At 33.7% G+C, this 19738-nt stretch carries 19 protein-coding genes; 16 read left to right on the top strand and 3 right to left on the bottom strand.

Annotated elements, in window-relative coordinates; all coding sequences use genetic code 11:
• Positions 1-12: 12 nt before the first annotated feature.
• The 8 genes from CLV73_RS08910 to CLV73_RS08875 all read left to right on the top strand — a co-directional run bounded on the left by CLV73_RS08910 (position 13) and on the right by CLV73_RS08875 (position 8641).
• On the top strand, positions 13-1164 hold the full coding sequence (locus CLV73_RS08910; protein WP_100376483.1) for a glycosyltransferase family 4 protein: 1152 nt from the start codon (positions 13-15) through the stop codon (positions 1162-1164).
• Positions 1161-1898, top strand: a complete 738-nt coding sequence (locus CLV73_RS08905) for a glycosyltransferase (protein ID WP_100376482.1) — start codon at positions 1161-1163, stop codon at positions 1896-1898. Before CLV73_RS08910 ends, CLV73_RS08905 begins: the two co-directional genes overlap by 4 nt.
• A gap of 52 nt (positions 1899-1950) precedes the next feature.
• Positions 1951-3225: a GH39 family glycosyl hydrolase gene (locus tag CLV73_RS08900; protein ID WP_157798768.1), complete on the top strand. Its 1275-nt coding sequence runs from the start codon at positions 1951-1953 to the stop codon at positions 3223-3225.
• A gap of 12 nt (positions 3226-3237) precedes the next feature.
• Positions 3238-4362, top strand: coding sequence for a glycosyltransferase (locus CLV73_RS08895; protein WP_100376480.1), 1125 nt, complete (start codon positions 3238-3240; stop codon positions 4360-4362).
• Positions 4363-4508: 146 nt separating this feature from the next.
• Positions 4509-5054 carry a dTDP-4-dehydrorhamnose 3,5-epimerase gene (rfbC, locus tag CLV73_RS08890; RefSeq protein WP_100376479.1) on the top strand — a complete coding sequence of 182 codons (546 nt, stop codon included), beginning with the start codon at positions 4509-4511 and terminating at the stop codon, positions 5052-5054.
• Positions 5055-5149: 95 nt separating this feature from the next.
• On the top strand, positions 5150-6535 hold the full coding sequence (locus tag CLV73_RS08885) for an exopolysaccharide biosynthesis polyprenyl glycosylphosphotransferase (protein ID WP_100376478.1): 1386 nt from the start codon (positions 5150-5152) through the stop codon (positions 6533-6535).
• Between the two features lie 107 nt (positions 6536-6642).
• Positions 6643-7944, top strand: coding sequence for a 30S ribosomal protein S12 methylthiotransferase RimO (rimO, locus tag CLV73_RS08880; RefSeq protein WP_100376477.1), 1302 nt, complete (start codon positions 6643-6645; stop codon positions 7942-7944).
• 325 nt (positions 7945-8269) lie between these two features.
• Entirely contained in the window at positions 8270-8641 is a 372-nt protein-coding gene (locus tag CLV73_RS08875) for a septal ring lytic transglycosylase RlpA family protein (RefSeq protein WP_100376476.1), read from the top strand.
• A 90-nt stretch (positions 8642-8731) separates the two neighbouring features.
• On the opposite strand, the gene CLV73_RS08870 is transcribed toward CLV73_RS08875, so the two are convergent.
• The 3 genes from CLV73_RS08870 to porX all read right to left on the bottom strand — a co-directional run bounded on the left by CLV73_RS08870 (position 8732) and on the right by porX (position 11557).
• On the bottom strand, positions 8732-9496 hold the full coding sequence (locus CLV73_RS08870; protein ID WP_100376475.1) for an exodeoxyribonuclease III: 765 nt from the start codon (positions 9494-9496) through the stop codon (positions 8732-8734).
• 62 nt (positions 9497-9558) lie between these two features.
• Positions 9559-9978: an MliC family protein gene (locus CLV73_RS08865; protein WP_100376474.1), complete on the bottom strand. Its 420-nt coding sequence runs from the start codon at positions 9976-9978 to the stop codon at positions 9559-9561.
• Positions 9979-10012: 34 nt separating this feature from the next.
• Positions 10013-11557 carry a T9SS response regulator signal transducer PorX gene (porX, locus tag CLV73_RS08860; protein WP_100376473.1) on the bottom strand — a complete coding sequence of 515 codons (1545 nt, stop codon included), beginning with the start codon at positions 11555-11557 and terminating at the stop codon, positions 10013-10015.
• Between the two features lie 312 nt (positions 11558-11869).
• Here porX and CLV73_RS08855 point away from each other — a divergent pair, with 312 nt between their 5' ends.
• From CLV73_RS08855 to CLV73_RS08820, 8 genes are all read left to right on the top strand, one after another.
• Positions 11870-13081, top strand: a complete 1212-nt coding sequence (locus CLV73_RS08855; RefSeq protein ID WP_100376472.1) for an HD domain-containing protein — start codon at positions 11870-11872, stop codon at positions 13079-13081.
• 87 nt (positions 13082-13168) lie between these two features.
• Positions 13169-14200: a UDP-3-O-(3-hydroxymyristoyl)glucosamine N-acyltransferase gene (lpxD, locus tag CLV73_RS08850; RefSeq protein ID WP_100376471.1), complete on the top strand. Its 1032-nt coding sequence runs from the start codon at positions 13169-13171 to the stop codon at positions 14198-14200.
• Positions 14193-15590 carry a bifunctional UDP-3-O-[3-hydroxymyristoyl] N-acetylglucosamine deacetylase/3-hydroxyacyl-ACP dehydratase gene (locus tag CLV73_RS08845; protein WP_100376470.1) on the top strand — a complete coding sequence of 466 codons (1398 nt, stop codon included), beginning with the start codon at positions 14193-14195 and terminating at the stop codon, positions 15588-15590. The genes lpxD and CLV73_RS08845 overlap by 8 nt, the downstream gene beginning before the upstream one ends.
• On the top strand, positions 15591-16382 hold the full coding sequence (gene lpxA / locus CLV73_RS08840) for an acyl-ACP--UDP-N-acetylglucosamine O-acyltransferase (RefSeq protein ID WP_100376469.1): 792 nt from the start codon (positions 15591-15593) through the stop codon (positions 16380-16382). It abuts the gene before it with no gap.
• Between the two features lie 29 nt (positions 16383-16411).
• Positions 16412-16978 (top strand): elongation factor P, encoded by a 567-nt coding sequence (gene efp, locus CLV73_RS08835; protein WP_027379799.1) that lies wholly within the window; start codon positions 16412-16414, stop codon positions 16976-16978.
• 73 nt (positions 16979-17051) lie between these two features.
• Positions 17052-17954: a UDP-3-O-(3-hydroxymyristoyl)glucosamine N-acyltransferase gene (locus CLV73_RS08830; RefSeq protein ID WP_100376468.1), complete on the top strand. Its 903-nt coding sequence runs from the start codon at positions 17052-17054 to the stop codon at positions 17952-17954.
• 90 nt (positions 17955-18044) lie between these two features.
• Entirely contained in the window at positions 18045-18917 is an 873-nt protein-coding gene (gene sucD / locus CLV73_RS08825; protein WP_100376467.1) for a succinate--CoA ligase subunit alpha, read from the top strand.
• Between the two features lie 130 nt (positions 18918-19047).
• Positions 19048-19692 carry a porin family protein gene (locus CLV73_RS08820; RefSeq protein ID WP_100376466.1) on the top strand — a complete coding sequence of 215 codons (645 nt, stop codon included), beginning with the start codon at positions 19048-19050 and terminating at the stop codon, positions 19690-19692.
• Positions 19693-19738: the final 46 nt, after the last annotated feature.

The following is a 19738-nucleotide window of genomic DNA, read 5'->3' as shown; positions in this document are numbered from 1 at the left end:
GAAAATTTTACAATGAAGGTTGCTTTCTTATCTACATTCGCTCTAGATGCCAATATTTCTTTGATTCATGCACTCAGGAAAAAAAATGATGTATATTTTTTTACAGAAGCGCTTCATGAAGTTTATAATTTTTTAAACAAAGAAAAATTAACAAAAAATATTTCGAAGGGGACAGAAGTTGGTGAACTCACCCGTTTCCATGAGCTTATAGATCTTGATAAGACGTATGTCATAAAGGGAACACGCACAGTAAATATTTTCAGAAAGCTTTATGTTTCATATAAAATAAATCAGTATCTAAAAAAAATCAATCCCGATGTGATTATTACAGATAATTACATGCTTACATATTTTTTTTCAACATTATCGTACCGCAAAAAAATGTTGCTTATTGTACATGATCCGTTTTTACATTCTGGTGAAAATTTCATTATTGATAGATTTTTACGCAAGCTACAGTTTAATCTTATAGATAACAAAATACTGTTAAATGAAAATCAGAAAAAAGACTTTATAGAACGTTACCAATACAATCCAAATACTATTTTTACCTCTTTTTTAAGCGTATATGATTATTTAAGATATTGTAAAACAGATAATAATTCACAATCTTCGACAGAATTTAATATCTTGTTTTTTGGCAGAATTTCACCTTATAAAGGAATCAAATTTTTGCTGGATGCTTTTGTAAAGATTATTTCATCTCATCCGGATATAGATATGAAGCTTACAATTGCTGGAAGCGGAAATTTTGATTTTGATATTGAAGTTTATAAACAATATCCTCAAATAAATATCCTTAATGAGTATATTTACCCTGAAAGTTTAGCAGATCTTATTTCTCAGGCTTCGGTAGTCGTTTGCCCATATACAGATGCTACCCAAAGCGGGGTGATTATGTCTGCTTATGCGTTTAAAAAGCCTGTGATTGCAACTAATGTAGGAGGACTTCCCGAGATGGTGGAAGATAAGAAAACAGGATTAATAATTGAGCCCAAAAGTTCCGATGCTATTTACAATGCTATATTGGAGCTTTACAATAATAAAAATATATTGGAAGAAATGTCCCGAAATATAGAGAAAGTATACTTTTTTGGAGAAAAAAGTTGGGGTAGCTCGGCAGATCAATTTATGGAGGCATTTACAAAAATAATAAAGAAATGAAAGTAAGTGTATGCCTGGCGACTTATAATGGGGAGAAGTTTATATCAGAGCAAATTACCTCGATACTGCAGCAGATTGGTCAAAATGATGAAATCATTGTTTCCGATGACGGGTCTGCCGATAAGACGTTGGAAATTATCAGAAATATTAATGACAGCAGAATAAAAATAGTAATTAACAAAGGAAAGAAAGGATATACTCCAAATTTTCAGAACGCATTGAGGGCAGCAGTTGGAGATATTATTTTCTTGTCAGATCAGGACGATGTGTGGATGCCGGGTAAATATAATACTGTTTTAGAAGGTTTAAAGGAAAATGATTTGGTGGTAACGAATTCTATGGTTACAGATGAGCTTTTGAATGTTACCAATCCTTCTTTTTTCAGCTTATACAATTCCGGAACAGGTATTCTGAAAAATATCATTTGTTGTACCTATTATGGTTCTTGTATGGCTTTTAACAGAAAAGTTTTAAGGCATTCTATGCCATTTCCTAAAAATGAGGAAGTGGCCATTGACCTTTGGATGGGATTAGTTGCGGAAGTCACAGGCAAAGTGAAATTTATAGAGCAGCCTTATTTACTCTATAGAAGATCAAAAAATACGGTCACTCAGTTGGGAAGCTTATTGAATAGAAGTGATAGACCATTCATTATGAAGCTTTATAAAAGATGGATATTATTAACTTCCATATTAAAATTTGCGTTTTTGCATAAATTAGGGCTGAAAAAATAACCTAATACTAAATTAATAAATGAAATTAAACATGAGCTGCAAAAAACGGAGAATGATTTTTACGATCATTTCTGTTTTTATCTTTTGTATGACGAACAGTCAAAGAATAAAAGACTCGGTAAGTGTCGATATTGATTTCAATAAAAAAAGCTTGCATGTAAAATCAATGTCTGGTTTCCTACACTATGATGACATCAGAGCACTTCAGAATAATATCATGGCATTACAACCAAAGTATTGGAGGATAGGTTGGTCTTACAAATCTATTTCTGATATCAATTATCTGAGAAGTTTTAATATTACTCCCATTTTGGTTTTGTCGGATATTTATGCATATCCTGGGAAAAAAAATAATAGGGAATGGCCTCATCCTTTATACACAGATAGGTTAAAGAATATAGTAACTGCCGAGTATCAGAAATTCAAAAATACAGTCATCTATGATATTTGGAATGAACCCTTTCATCAGGAAGGTTTTGGTGATTTCGATAGGGATGAATACTATCAGATTTTTAAAAAGGCTCATGACATCATTAGATCTTTACCTGGAGGAGATAAAGCTCTGATTACAGGACCTTCTTTTGACCGTTATGATGAAAAAGAAATAGAAGGATTTTTGAATTTTTGTAATAAAAATAATATAAGAGTTGATGTTTTATCCTGGCACGAATGGAGGGATCAGGATTATCTGAAAGATTTTGCGAAAGATGTTAAGAAATTAAAAGAAGTACTTTTGCCTAAATATCCTAAAGTGGGAATTAAGAAAATCGTTTTAGGTGAAATTATTAATCAATATTCACAATTTTCAGGATCGGAAATACTGGAAGTTTTTAGATATCTGGAAAATAACGGTATAGATGGTGCATGTAAAGGGTGTTGGGCAGAAAGTAATGGCGTTTTTAATTGTAATAATTCAATGAATGGACTATTAGATAAAAACGGAAATCCCAGATCTGTTTGGTGGGCTTATAAGCTATACGGCCAAAGTATTAAAAACAGAGTGAAATATATTTCCAATTATGAATATGTTTCTGCATTTGCCTCTTATGATAATAAAGGTCAATATGTAATAATTAATAATAATAGTGGTAATAAGGTTATCAATACGAAAATTAATCTGAAAAATTTATTTCAGTTCTATAAAAACGGCAAAACTTTGGAATTGAAAGTTTATGAGGTACCCAATACTAATGAATCTGTGTTGGAAAGTATGATTTTGATCCAGAAACAGAAAATTAGTATTGGGAAAAATATGATAGCACTCAAGATACCAAGTATGACTCCTAAAACAGTTTATTATCTGACCGTTTCAAATAATTTTAAATAAAGTATTTATTCAATGAAAATAGCTTTAATCCATGACTGGCTGGATAAATATGGTGGCGCCGAACGGGTTGTAACCTCAATGAATGATTTCATTGATTTTGATTATTACTTTGCCTATGCAGACATAATGAGTGACGTGGACAAGCTAAAAATGTTTAATGGTAAAACGCCGGAAGTTTTAACAAGTCGGCTTTTAAAACTTTTGGGTAAAAATTTTCGTTATGCACTACCATTTTTTCCCATTGTGAGTAAATTATTTAACAAACAATTTACAAATCTTCCTGTTGATTGGATAATCAGCTCTTCCTGGTGCTTATCTAAAGGCTTTAGGATTAATAATGAGAAACATATCAGCTATATACAAGCCCGAAACTTTAAATACATTTGGGATGAATATGATAATTATTTTAAAGGTATTTTGGGAGTGATTTTTCTGCCATTGAGAAAATATCTTCAGTCTTTTGATAAACGGACGGCTCAGAACCCTGATTATATAATTGCTAATTCTAAATATGTTCAGGATTGGATTGAGGAACATTATAATAGAAAGTCGGTGGTAATCTATCCTCCTGTTGCTGTTGATCATTTTAACTTACGGACTACAAAAATACAGGATTCAGATTATTATGTAACGGTAGGACGGTTGGTACAGTATAAAAGGTTTGATTTATTAATTAAGGCTTTTATCAATCTTAATAAAAAATTAATTATTATCGGTGACGGATCAGAAAAATCAAAACTTGAAAAATTATCAAAAGGTAATGAGAACATTATTTTTAAAGGATTTTTAAACTCGAATGAAATTAATCATTATATAAGCAATGCAAAAGCTTTTGTTTTTTCATCTTTAGAAGATTTTGGAATTGCTCCGGTTGAAGCGCAAGCTTGTGGTACTCCTGTAATAGCATATGGACGAGGAGGAACTTTAGAAACGGTTTTAGAAAATAAAACGGGTGTTTTCTTTTATTCTCAAAATGTGCAGGAAATAGAAGAAGCTGTAAAGAAATTTGAAAATAAAATATTCAATTTCAATCCAATTCTAATCAGAGAACATTCCCGAAAATTTAGTGCGGAAGTATTTAAAATGAAATTTAAATCTTATTTAGCAGAATGTAATTTAATGAAAGAAAAAATATAATCTCAGATATAAAATGATAAAAATTTCTATTTAATAATTTATTACAAAAGTAATAAAATGAAATTTTATTTATAGAATGTTAAGATTTATATTTGTAACTGTTTCAAAACTGAATAAAATTAATAAATAAAAATTTTCAATATTTTATGAAAATAAAATCTACACCGCTTAAAGACTGTTATATTATAGAACCCACTGTCTATGAAGACGACAGAGGATACTTTTACGAAAAGTTCAATGAGCAGAGATTTGAAGAGTTGACTGGAATGAACGGACATTTTGTTCAGGATAATATTTCTAAATCGAGCTATGGTGTTCTTAGAGGACTACATTTACAGAAAGGAGATAAGGCTCAGGCAAAACTGGTTTCTTGTTTAGAAGGGAAAGTTCTTGATGTGGCAGTTGATTTACGTGTAGATTCGCCAACTTTTGGAAAATGGTTCTCAATCGAATTAACGGCAGAAAATAAATTACAATTATATGTTCCCAGAGGATTTGGGCACGGATTCTCCGTTTTGAGCGAAACTGCGATATTTTCTTATAAGTGCGATAACTATTATGATAAAGCTTCTGAAGGCGGTGTTCTTTGGAATGATGCAGATTTAAATATTGATTGGCAGTTACCCTTAGAGGATATTATACTTTCAGAAAAAGATAAAGTTCAGTCTATGTTTTCTTTGAAAAATTTTTAATATATTCGAAAACAGAATAATAATTAATAACCCAATTTTTAATTTACGTTGAATATGCAGCAACTTTAAAAATTTAGAAGAATCATTACCGGATTATGTTAGTTTATTTTTTTAAACATTTACCCAAAATTTTTCTTATTGGGGATTATATTATTATCAATCTTTTTTTGATTCTAGGAAAGTTATATTTTTTTAACTTGGATAAAGATTTTGCTCAGGGATATATTACTCAGTTCATCCTTCTTAATATTTCTTGGTTTGTTATCACGTCGATGACTAAACCTTATAAATGCCTTGCAATAAAAGAATCTTCATTACACTTTAATGCTCTAACAAAATCTTTTATTTTGTTAGCTGTGTTTTCTGCCATTTATTTTAGTCTTATTCTGCCTGTAAAAATCAATTATAGATATGTTGTGCTCTATTTCCTGATTATAGGTTTTTTCATGACGCTTACCCGATTCGTACTTTTTCTGTATCGAAAAAAGAACAGGATTAAAATTGGACGAAAATTTTATTCTTTCAATACCGTACTTGTTGGTGAGAACAAGCTGGCGACATCATTGTTGTCAAATGACGATTTGAGAAGGTCTATGGGAATAAGAGGAACTTATACATCAGGAGATACGGAAACTAAAAATAAATACTTAGGCAGAATAGATAAATTATTTGAAGATTTGGAAAGTTCCAAAATAAATAATATTATTTTTTGTGATAATAAAATTGATGTCGGTCTATATAAGCAAATCGTTGAGGTAGCTGAGCATAAAATGGTAAGAATTTATATGGCTCCGGATTTTAAATACGTCAATCTTGTGCCACATTATTATGATATTGTTCATGATATACCATTTCTGAAGCTTATAAGGGAGCCATTAGCAAATCCGAAAAAACAAATATTAAAAAGAACATTTGATATTGTATTTTCACTTTTTGTGATTGTATTCATCCTATCCTGGCTTATACCTGTTATTGCACTAATTATAAAATTAGAGAGTAATGAATCTGTGTTTTTTAGACAAAAAAGATCAGGATTGAATAATGAACCATTTGAATGTATTAAATTCAGAAGTATGACAACTAATGCTAAGGCTGATTTTATAACAACCACAAAGAATGATGCAAGAGTAACAAAGTTTGGTGCATTCATGAGAAAAACAAGTATAGACGAACTGCCTCAGTTTATTAATGTTTTTCTTGGTGATATGTCTATTGTTGGTCCTAGACCACATATGCTATCCCAAACCGAAATGTACTCAAAGATTACTAAGAAGTATATGACGCGGCATATTGTAAAACCTGGAATTACAGGTTGGGCACAAGTAATGGGTTCCAGAGGGGAGATATTTTCACACAAAGATATGGAGAAGCGTATTGAAAAAGACATCTGGTATATCCAGAATTGGTCTTTTTTCCTGGATATCAAAATTATCTTTCTTACCTTATATAATATAGTGAAGGGAGACGAACAAGCTTATTAATGCAAATATTTAATTGTAAGAATATTAAAAACCACTTTTTAAGGTGGTTTTATTTTTTTAATTATCATTTTTAATATTTGTATCTTTGCACCCTGAAAAATAGAAAGATGCGAACAAAATCTGTAGGTAAGAAGAAAATTAATGTAGTCACACTGGGATGCTCTAAAAACGTGTATGATTCTGAAGTTTTAATGAGCCAGCTGAAAGCCAATGGTAAAGAAGTAGTTCATGAAGACAGAGGAGATATCGTGGTGATCAATACTTGCGGATTTATTGATAATGCCAAGGAAGAATCTATCAATACTATTTTGGACTATGTGGATGCAAAGAACAGAGGAGAGGTTGAAAAGGTTTTTGTTACCGGATGTCTTTCTGAAAGATATAAACCGGATTTGATTAAGGAAATTCCCGATGTAGATCAATATTTTGGAACGAGAGATTTGCCAATCCTTTTGAAACACTTAGGGGCAGATTATAAGCATGAATTGGTAGGAGAAAGATTAACGACTACTCCCAAGCATTATGCTTATCTTAAAATATCCGAAGGTTGTGACAGGCCTTGTTCGTTTTGTGCTATCCCATTAATGAGAGGAGGGCATGTTTCCACTCCGATCGAAAAATTGGTGAATGAAGCGGCTAAACTTGCTAAAAAAGGAACAAAAGAATTAATCCTTATTGCTCAGGATCTTACTTACTACGGATTAGATATCTATAAAAAAAGAGCATTGGGTAATCTTCTGAAAGAATTGGTAAAGGTTGAAGGAATCGAATGGATCAGATTACATTATGCATTCCCAAGTGGATTTCCAGAAGATGTACTTGATATTATCAGAGAAGAGCCTAAAGTTTGTAACTATATTGATATTCCTTTACAGCACATTAATTCCGATCTTCTTAAATCCATGAAAAGAGGAACGACTCATGAAAAAACGGATGCCTTATTGGCTAAGTTCAGAGAGATAGTTCCGGATATGGTAATCAGAACTACGCTTATTGTAGGGTATCCCGGAGAAACTGAAGAAAGATTTCAGGAGTTAAAAGACTGGGTACGAGAACAAAAGTTTGATAGATTAGGATGCTTTACCTATTCACATGAAGAAAATACTACAGCTTATGTTTTGGAAGATGATATTCCACAGGAGGTAAAAGAAGCCAGAGTAGAGGAGATTATGGAACTTCAATCACAGATTTCTTGGGAAAAGAATCAGGAGAAAATCGGAAAGACCTTCAAATGTGTTTTTGACAGAAAAGAAGGAAACTATTTTATCGGAAGAACAGAATATGATTCTCCGGATGTAGATAATACTGTTTTGGTGTCCGCTGAAGATACTTATATCTCTATCGGGGAATTTGCCAATGTAAGAATTACCTCAGCCGAAGAGTTTGATCTGTACGGAGAACTGGTATAGAATATTTAATACAAATAGACCAATGATTGTTTCATTGGTTTTTTTTATTAATTATAATAAAGATTTTAATACTTTAAATTGTTGATTATTAAAGGATTTGTTGCATTGTGTAGAATGAATTATGCTGTAGCGAGTTAATTAAATTAACTTTTTACTCTTTTTTTTAACATTTTTTAACACTATGATCTAAAGTCCCTAAAAATAGGTAGTTATAGACTTAATTAACATTTTATTAATTTTTTATTAACGTTTTTTAACAGTTCGAATAGGTCTATATAGATAATCCTGTTACTTTTGCTCCGTCATAAACCCCAAAATATTCAAAATGATGAAAAGATTCATTCTCGTAATCATAATGATGATTTCAACCTTTGGTATTTTCTCTTTTACGAGCAATACCACAGATGCGAAAAAAACAAGTTATGCATCGTACTACCACGATAAATTTAATGGTAGAAAAACAGCCAGCGGTGAAGTATTTGATAATTCAAAGTTCACAGCAGCAAACAGAACGCTTCCATTTGGAACTAATATTAAAGTGACCAATTTGGACAATGGTAAGTCAGTAGTAGTGAGAGTAAATGATAGAGGACCTTACCATTCATCAAGAGCATTAGATATGTCTAAAGCCGCGTTCGATGAGATCGGAAATACCAATCATGGTACTATTCCGGTTGAATATGAAATTGTCGATTAAACTTATGATTTTAAAAGGTAAAAGCCAACTGAATACAGTTGGCTTTTTATTTTTATGATTTTCAGAAATCAATTAGGTTAAATATATTTTTTAAACATTTAATTCTACCAAAGCAGGACAGTGATCAGAATGTACCGCTTCTTTTAAAATAACCGCTCTTGTAAGTTGATCCTTTAATGTGTGGCTTGTAAAATTATAATCAAGTCTCCATCCTTTATTTTTTTCTCTCGAATTTTGTCTGTAGCTCCACCATGTATAATTGTCCGGATCCTGATTGAAAAATCTGAAACTGTCTATAAGTTCACATTCATTGATAAAATCGCTCATCCATTCCCTTTCCATAGGAAGGAAGCCGGAAACGTTTTTTAAACGTACAGGATCGTGAATGTCAATGGCTTCGTGGCAAATATTAAAATCACCGGAAATAATTAGATTAGGGATCGTTTGTTTTAAATCTTTAATGTAATCTAAAAAATCGTGACAAAACTGCATTTTAAAATCCAGTCGTTCAATATTGGATGCAGAAGGTACATAGACTGAAATAGCAGAGTAGCCATCAAAATCGGCTCTTATGATTCGCCCTTCATTATCATAACTTTCGATTCCGCAGCCAAATTCTACGTGATTAGGTTTTATCTTTGACGCGATTCCAACACCGCTGTAGCCTTTTCTTATCGCAGAATGCCAATAACTGTGATATCCTAACTTTTCAAGGCTTTCTATATCAATCTGATCGTTACCAGCCTTACTTTCCTGAATGCAGATAATATCCGGATCAGCAGTTTTCAGCCATCCTAAAAAATCTTTGGTAAAGGCGGCACGTATTCCGTTTACGTTGTAAGTAATTAATTTCATGTTTGAAATATATCAAAAGCCGGTCTAAAAAACAAATGTCGGCTGAAAGCCGACATGCAATTTTATTTAATTCCTTTAAAAACTACTTTTCCGTCTTTCGAAAGTTCGTTTTCCAATCCTTTGCCTCTTAACTCCCAATGGTCATTTTTATAATGAATTCCTGAACCGGTTGGCTGCCCTTTCAATTCGATAGTTTCACCTTCATAAACAATGGTAGCTGTATTTTTATTATTATCAAAGGTCATATCAATACTTTTTCCCCCAGCATCAGTAGATTTTGCCTTTACAATAGGATTTTTATTTACAGCTGCAGAATCTGTTGGTGTAGCTGCAGATAGATCTGAAGTATTTGTTTTTATCGAATCTGAACTGATTACCGCTGTAGAATCAGATGAAGTTTCTGAACTCTTACTGCCTTCCTTTTTACACGAAACAATTGATAACGCTGCCAATACAGGTAAAATTAAAATTGATTTTTTCATTTTTATATTTTTAATGGTGTATTTGATTCAAAGATTACTTAGGCTCTAAAATACTGATTGGAATGATACATTCTTCCAATGAAATTCCTCCGTGTTGATATGTTTCTTTATAATAGTTTACAAAATGATTATAGTTCTTTGGATACGCTAAGAAAATATTGTTCTTCGCAAAAATATATTTTGAGCTTAAATTTCCTTTAGGAAGGAACAGTTTTTCCGGGTTTGAAATTGCCCAGACATCGCTGCTGTCGTACGTTAAACTTTTTCCTGTTTTATAACGGATATTTGTAGATGTTTCTCTGTCACCCACGACACGGCTTGGTTTTTTTACATATACTGTTCCATGGTCAGTAGTAATCACAAGTTTGAAACCGTTTTCGGCAGCAACCTTAATTATTTTTAATAAAGATGAATTTTCAAACCAGTTTAAGGTAAGGGAACGGAAAGTTTTATCATCTCTGATCAGCTGATCTACTATATGATTGTCGGTTTTTGCGTGAGAAAGAATATCAATAAAGTTATAAACAATCACTAAAAGGTCATTATTTTTATGCTGATTAAAATCATCATAGATCTTTCTCTCAAAATCTGCATTAAGAACTTTCAAATACTTCATTGATTTAGATGCTAAACCAATTCTTTTCATTTGATCTTCTAAAAAGTCACGTTCAAATTCGTTTTTATTTCCTTCTTCATTATCATTAAACCATTTGTCCGGAAAACGTTTTTCTATTTCAGAAGGCATTAATCCGGCAAAAAATGAATTTCTTGCATATTGAGTTGCGGTAGGAAGAATACTGTAATAATAATCCTCGGAAACCTTATTGTAATGTTTGGTGAATAGAGGTTCGATCACTTTCCACTGGTCATATCTCAGATTGTCTACCATCAGCAAAAGAACTTTTTCTTTTTCTACTTCAGTTTTTATTTTATCTTTAAATAAGGTATGGCTCATCATAGGTTTTTCAGAACCGTTCAACCAGTCTTCGTAATTGTTTTCTATAAACTTTGCAAACTGAATATTGGCTTCTTCCTTTTGAGACTGAAGCAGATCGGCAAATTCATTATCGGCAACCTTATCAAATTTAAGTTCCCAATTCACAATTTTCTTGTAATATTCCGCCCAATCCTGGTATGTTCTCAGATAAGAAAGCTCCATAGAAAGGTTTCTGAATTCCTGCTGATATTGTAAAATGGTTTTCTGTTCAACCAAATTATCTTCCTGAAGATTCTTTTTAAGAGAAAGCAAAATCTGGTTGGGATTTACAGGCTTTAATATGTAATCCGCAATCTGAGAGCCTATGGCTTCTTCCATGATGTGCTCTTCTTCACTTTTTGTAACCATTACAATTTTTAAAGAATTATCTTTTTCTTTAATCATAGGAATGGCTTCAAGTCCGGAAATTCCGGGCATATTTTCATCAATAAGGGTCAGTGCAAATTTTTCGGAATCCATCAATTCCAAGGCTTCATTTACATTATTAACAGGGGTTACCTGATACCCTTTTTTTTCTAAGAATACGATATGAGGTTTTAGTAAATCTATTTCATCATCTATCCATAATATCTTTTCCGACATAATATTTATTTTTCATGGTTATTGTATCAAAATTTCGACCAAATTTCTTTTCAAACAATAAAAATAGTGCTTTTAATAGTTAAATATTAGTTAAATCAAAATATTGTTTATTAATTCCCTGTTTTTGCATAGTCAAGCACTCTTTCGATGACTTCGTCTTTTTCTTTCTGTATTCCTTATAGGATAGAATCATCCACTCCGATAGCAACTGTACTGAAGGAGCAAAAAATAGAAATAAGGTTTTAAGATTAATGAAATTTAAATAAAAGCTAAAGTTAAATTTTCCCTAACTTTGTTACAATATCGACATCAATGCAGAATAAGCTAAAAATTATCAACGATCCTGTTCACGGTTTTATCAAAATTCCACACGAAATATTATTTGACATTATTGAGCATCCTTACTTCCAGCGATTGAGAAGAATAGGACAGACCGGTCTTTTAAATTTGATTTTTCCCGGGGCTACCCATACAAGATTTCATCATGCGATAGGGGCAATGCATCTGATGTTTACAGCACTGGAAACATTGAAACAAAAGGGAGTGAAGATTTCTGAGGACGAAGAAAAAGGCGCTATGTTGGCGATTTTGATGCACGATATAGGACATGGTCCGTTTTCCCATGCCTTAGAAAGTATGCTGATGGATGATTGGCATCACGAAAACCTTTCACTGCTTTTGATGAACAAACTGAATGATGAGTTTGAAGGTAAACTATCTGTTGCTATTAAAATGTTTCAGGGGAAGTATCATAGAAAATTCTTTAATCAGCTTATCTCTTCACAATTGGACGTCGATCGTTTGGATTATCTGAACAGAGACAGCTTTTTTACAGGAGTTTCGGAGGGGAATATTAATACACAACGAATTATTTCCATGATGAATGTCTGTGAAGAAGGTGAATTGGTAATCGATGCAAAAGGTATTTATTCTATTGAGAATTTTCTTACTGCGCGAATGTTCATGTATTGGCAAGTTTACTATCATAAAACTTCGGCGTTGGCTGAATTTCTTTTGGTGAAAATTTTAGAGCGAGCAAAATATCTGGTTTCACAAGGTGTTGATCTCCCGGCAACAGAAAATCTGAGATATTTTTTGCATAGAGGTAAAAATTCTGCTACAGACGAAGACGTGGAAAGGTTTACACAATTAGACGATAACGATGTTATTCAGGCGATGAAAAACTGGCAGTCGGCTGGTGATTTTATTCTGTCATACTGGTGCAAATGTGTAATCCAGAGAAACCTGCCCAAGACCATTATTTCGTCACATGCATTTGAAGCAGAGTTTATTGAAGAAAAAGTAAAAAACACCAATGAATTTTTCGGAATCGATAACGGAAATGAATTGGTGCATGAAATTAAACGAAAACTATTGCCTTACGATACTCAAAAACAGCCGATCTTTCTATTGCAGAAAAATGGAAAAAAGATAAGGCTTGAAGAATCGGAAGACCAGCTTCTATCGGGATTAATTACTAATAAGACCACCCGATATATTCTTATGTTTCCAAGAGATATTTAGCACATAATTTCTTAAAGAATATTAAAATTCACAATCCGAAAATTAAAAAATGTTTGCGAATTATAGAATTTCTTATCTTTGCAGAATATGGAATTTACAGCTTCGCAAATTGCAAGTTTTATTGACGGGAAAATAATAGGTGATGAGAATGCACTTATTACTGGAGTTTCACCTATTGAAGGAGGGGAAACAGGACATCTTTCTTTTATAGCACAAGATAGATTTTCCCATTATTTGGATACGACCAAATGCTCCGTTATCATCGTTTCAGAAAAACTTTTATCAAAAGATATATATAATCCTACCGTGATTGCGGTAAAGGATGCCTACCTTTCTTTTCAGGTTTTAATGAATCTGTACCAGGAAATGCAGGGTAAAAAGCAAGGGATTGAAGATGGTTCTTCAATTCATGATACTGCTGTAGTCGGAGATAAGGTATATATCGGTGCTTTTACTTATGTATCTGAAAAGGCAAAAATTGGAGAAGGAACTCAGATTTATCCTCATGTCTACATAGGAAAAGGGGTGAAAATCGGTAAAAACTGCAAAATTGACAGTGGAGCGAGAATCTACGATTATTGTATCATTGGTGATAACTGCATCGTTCATTCCAATACTGTAATTGGAGGTGACGGATTTGGTTTCCAGCCGACTCCGGAAGGTTTCAAAAAAATTCCTCAATTAGGAAATGTCATCATTGAAGATGATGTTGAGATTGGTTCAAACTGTAGTATAGACAGAGCTACAATTGGTTCTACTATAATCGGGAAAGGAACTAAAATCGATAACCTGATCCAAATTGCACACAACGTAAAAATCGGACAAAACAATGTGATTGCGGCACAGGCCGGAATCGCAGGATCTACAATCATTGGCGACTGGAACCAGATTGGAGGGCAGGTTGGTGTTGTAGGGCATATTAAAATAGGAAATCAGGTAAAAATTCAGGCACAGAGCGGAGTAAACTCCAGTGTGAATGATAAGGAAACTATTTATGGTTCGCCGGCAATCAGCTATAACGACTATTTAAGGAGTTATGTACATTTCAGAAATTTACCTGAAATTGTAAACAGAATAAACAATCTTGAGAATAACTCAAAAGATAAAACTAATGAGTGATATGCAAAAAACACTTCAGCAAGAAGTGACACTTTCCGGAATCGGACTTCATACGGGTAAAGAAGTAAAACTAACCATCAAACCTGCAAAGGAAAACACAGGTTTTGTATTTGTAAGAACAGACTTGGAAGGACATCCTCAGGTGGAAGCTGATGTGAATTATGTAGTAGCTACAGAAAGAGGGACAACATTAGAAAAATTAGGAGTAAAGATCAATACCTGCGAGCATCTTTTAGCGGCTTTAGTAGGCTGTGATATCGATAATGCCATTTTGGAAATGGATGCTTCTGAACCTCCTATTTTAGACGGATCGTCGAAGTATTTTGTTGAAGCCATCGAAAGTGTTGGAGTGGTAGAACAAAATACCGCAAGAGAATACCTTGTTGTAAAAGAAGTTCTTACCTACAGCGATCCGGCAACAGGATCAGAAATCACAATCATTCCTTCAGATACTTACGAAGTGACTACTATGGTAGATTTTGGGACCAAAGTTTTAGGAACTCAAAATGCTACACTAAAAAATATTTCTGAGTTTAAAGAAGAAATTTCATCAGCAAGAACATTTAGCTTCTTACACGAATTAGAAATGCTTTTAGATCACGGTTTGATTAAAGGTGGAGATATTTCTAATGCCATTGTATATGTAGATAAAGATCTTACTCCTGAAACTACAGAAAAATTAAAGAAAGCTTTTGGGAAAGACAATGTTTCTATAAGACCTAACGGAATTCTTGATAATTTAAATCTAAACTATCCAAACGAAGCTGCAAGACATAAGTTACTTGATGTAATCGGAGATTTGGCTTTGGCTGGTGTGAAAATAAAGGGTAAAGTAATTGCTAATAAGCCAGGACATTACGTAAATACTCAGTTTGCAAAAAAACTGAACCGCCAGTGGAAATTGCAGAAAAAGAAAAACGTTCCTGATTTTGATTTAACCAAAGAGCCTGTTTTCGATATCAACGGAATTATGAGATTAATGCCTCACAGACCTCCGTTCTTATTGATTGATAAAGTTCTTGAGCTTTCAGACTCTCATGTTGTAGGTCTTAAAAATGTTACAATGAATGAGCCTTTCTTTGTTGGACATTTCCCGAAAGAGCCCGTAATGCCGGGAGTTCTTCAGGTAGAAGCTTTAGCGCAGACAGGTGGAATTCTTGTACTGGCAAGTGTTCCGGATCCTGAAAACTATTCTACTTATTTCATTAAAATTGATAAAGTAAAATTCAAGAGAAAAGTAATTCCTGGAGATACACTTATTTTCAAGATTGAATTAATTGAACCTATCAGAAGAGGTATTGTACATATGCAAGGTTACGGTTATGTTGGAGATACAGTAGCGGTAGAAGCAGAACTAATGGCCCAAGTTGCAAAAAATAAAGTTGATTAAATGATCCATCAATTAGCAGCCGTAGATAAACGTGCGAAAATCAGCAAAAATGTAATCGTAGAACCCTTTACTACCATTGCAGGAGATGTGGAAATAGGAGAAGGAACCTGGATTGGGCCCAATGTTACCATCATGGATGGAGCAAGAATTGGTAAAAACTGTAGGATTTTTCCCGGGACTGTAATTTCTGCAATTCCTCAGGATTTAAAATTCGATGGTGAAGATACACAGGTTATTATAGGTGATGATACTACGATCAGAGAGTGTGTAACAGTCAATAGAGGTACAAAAGCTTTAGGACATACTAAGATCGGAAAAAATTGTCTGATTATGGCTACATCTCACATTGCTCATGATTGCGTAATCGGAGATCATGTTATCATTGTAAACGGTTGCGGTATTGCAGGTCATGTTGAAATTGGTGATTATACGGTGATGGGAGGTTTATCAGCTGTACACCAGTTTGGCAAAATTGGAAAGCATGTAATGATTTCCGGTGGTACTTTGGTGAGAAAAGATATTCCGCCTTACGTAAAAGTAGCAAGAGAGCCGATGTCTTATGCCGGAATTAACTCAGTAGGTTTAAGAAGAAGAGGATTTACCAATGAAAAAATCTTCGAAATTCAAAAAATTTACAGAGCGATCTTCCAAATGAAGATGAATGTTTCTCAGGCAATCACTCATATTGAAAAAGAAATGCTTCCTACTGCTGAAAGAGACGAGATTCTTCAGTTCATTCAAAACTCACCTAGAGGTATCGTGAAAGGATACGGAACAGGAAAGGAAAACTAAATATAAAAACAAAAAGATAATATACATTAATGGCAACAAGTAACGATATCAGAAAAGGTCTGTGCATTGAGTACAGTAATGATATTTATAAAGTAATCGAGTTCCTTCACGTAAAACCAGGAAAAGGACCTGCTTTCGTAAGAACAAAATTAAAGTCTGTAACAAACGGAAAAGTAATTGATAACACTTTCTCTGCAGGACACAAAATCGATGAGGTAAAAGTGATCACAAGAAAATATCAGTATCTTTATGATGATGAGAATGGATTCCACTTCATGAATAATGATGATTTCTCTCAATTATATTTAAATAAAGAAATGATTGAAAATTCAAACCTGATGAAAGCAGGTGAAGAAGTTACAATCATCCTGAAAGAAGCTGATGAAACTCCGCTTTCTGCTGAATTACCACAGTCTGTTTATTTAGAAGTTGTAGAAGCAGATCCGGGAGTAAAAGGAAACACAGCAACAAATGCCCTGAAAAATGCTATCGTTGAAACCGGAGCAAGAGTAATGGTTCCATTGTTCATTGAACCGGGAGACAAAATCAAAGTAAGCACTGAAGATGGTTCTTACCTTGAAAGAGTAAAAGAATAATTTTAAATAAAATTTACATCAATTCGGTTTGCCTTTGCATTCCGAATTTTGTTTTATAAGAAAATCAATTGTTATGAGATTTCATTCTCCACAAAAACTGAAAACTATTGCAGATCTTATCGGTTCAAAATTTGTTGGTTCAGAAGACTTTGAAGTATTAGGAACTAATGAGATTCACATGGTGAAACCGGGAGAAATAGTTTTTGTAAACCATCCTAAATATTACGATAAAGCTTTAAATTCTCCGGCAACAATTATTTTAATTGATAAAGAAGTAGACTGCCCGGAAGGGAAGGCTCTCTTAATCTCTGAAGATCCTTTCAGAGATTTCAATAAGATTAATACCCATTTTACGAGAATATATAATTTCAGGGAAGAGCTTCATGATGCTGAAATTGGAGAAGGGACACATATTCACCATTCTGCAGTGATCGGAAACAATGTGAAGATCGGAAAAAATACCCTTATTTTCCCAAATGTTGTGATCGGTGACAGAACCGTTATTGGTGATAATGTTGTCATTCAGTCCAATACCGTTTTAGGTGGTGATGCCTTCTATTACAGAAAATTAAATGGAAATTTCGATCGTTTGATTTCCGTAGGAAATGTTGTCATCGAAAACAATGTTGAAATCGGAAACGGCTGTACGATTGACAGAGGAGTTACAGATTCTACGATTATTGGCGAAGGTTCTGTTTTAGATAATCAGATTCAGATCGGTCACGATACAATTATTGGTAAAAAGTGTCTGATCGCTTCACAGGTAGGAATTGCAGGATGCTGTGTAATCGGTGATGAGGTTACATTGTGGGGACAGGTAGGAATTGCTTCCGGAAATAAAATTGAGAGCGGATCTGTGCTTTTAGGGAAAACCGGGGTCAACAGAGATCTTGAAAAAGGAACCTATATCGGGATGTTTGCAGAAGATTTTAAAACATATCTGAAGAAAGAAGTAAAACTGAGAAATCTCAAATAAACAAATCGAAAGTTTTATCCGAAATCAAAGAAAAATAAGTAAATTTGTGAGCATTAATAAAAAATAAAAATAAATTAAAACAACAATAAAATGTCAATTTTAGTAAACAAAGATTCTAAAGTAATTGTACAAGGATTTACAGGGAACGAGGGTACTTTCCACGCAAGCCAGATGATCGAATACGGAACAAACGTAGTAGGTGGTGTTACTCCGGGAAAAGGAGGCAGCGAGCATCTAGGAAAGCCTGTATTTAATACTGTTGCTGATGCTGTAGCAAAAGCTGGAGCTAATGTAAGTATCATTTTCGTACCGCCTGCATTTGCTGCAGATGCAATTATGGAAGCTGCAGAAGCAGGTATCAAAGTTATCGTATGTATTACTGAAGGGATCCCTGTAGCAGATATGGTAAAAGTAAAATCTTACATTGCTGACAGAGACTGCAGATTGATCGGACCAAACTGTCCTGGAATCATCACTTCTGAAGAAGCTAAGATTGGTATTATGCCAGGTTTTGTTTTCAAAAAAGGTAAAGTAGGAATCGTTTCTAAATCAGGAACTCTTACTTATGAAGCTGCTGACCAGGTTGTAAGAGCTGGTTACGGTATTTCTACTGCAATTGGTATTGGTGGTGACCCAATCATCGGAACAACGACAAGAGAAGCGTTAGAATTGTTCATCAACGATCCGGAAACTGAAGCGGTTGTAATGATTGGTGAAATTGGTGGTGGATTAGAAGCTGAAGCGGCAAGATGGTATAAAGCTAGTGGTTCTACAAAACCAGTTGTAGGGTTTATCGCTGGGCAAACTGCTCCTAAAGGAAGAACAATGGGACACGCAGGTGCTATCGTAGGTGGTGCAGAAGATACAGCTCAGGCTAAAATGGAAATCATGAGAGAAAACGGAATCAACGTTGTAGATTCTCCTGCTGATATTGGTGCTACTGTAGCAAAAATATTAGGATAATTTCTTCTTAAAAATAAAGTATAAGCCTCGTTTTTACGAGGCTTTTTTTTGAATTTTTATACAGAAAATTAGAATAATTACTATCTTTAAACAATTAAAAAAATAAACGATACAAAAACTCAATATCAAAATGAAAAAACTTTTATTAACCTCAGCATTGGCTCTGTCTACTTTATCTTTTGCACAAATAGACTTCAGTAGTACAAGATTCGGAGTTACGGGCGGACTTAATTATTCCCGAGTTAAAAATGCACATAATCCCTCCGGACCAAGATTTACATTCCAGGGCGGTGTTTTGGCCCTTATTCCTATTGGAAAAGCGAATCAGTTTTATCTTCAACCTGAAGTGCTATACTATGGCGCCGGAGAAACAGGAAAGGATAAAGACGCTAAAGGGATGAAGGGTTATGATGCAGTATATGCCAATAATTATCTGAGTGTACCTGTATTTTTTAAAGGGTATTTCTCAGAATCTGAATCTGAGTTCTTTGGTTTGGTAGGCCCGAGATTTAATTTCTTGATAGATCAAACTGTAAAAAATGAGTCCAAAGATATTTATAGAGAAGACGCGCAAGGAAAAGCGAATTCCTTTAACTTCGGAATTGGGCTTGGAATAGGATATAGCTACAAAAGACAGCTGGAAGTGGCTTTTAAATATGATTTAGGACTGTCTAATACATATCCTGATTTGAATGAATCAAAATTGGATCCCAATTCCTCTAAGAAAAAATCTGAACAGGTATTGAGCTTAGGCCTAAGCTATATTTTTAATTAAATTATTTCAGTAAAAAATAAAAAAATCCCGGAAAGTAATTTCCGGG

The sequence above is a fragment of the Chryseobacterium geocarposphaerae genome, from assembly GCF_002797535.1.
GTDB lineage: Bacteria > Bacteroidota > Bacteroidia > Flavobacteriales > Weeksellaceae > Chryseobacterium > Chryseobacterium geocarposphaerae.
The sequence above is the reverse complement of the archived record's forward strand: the minus strand, read 5'-3'. Positions and strand labels throughout refer to the sequence as shown.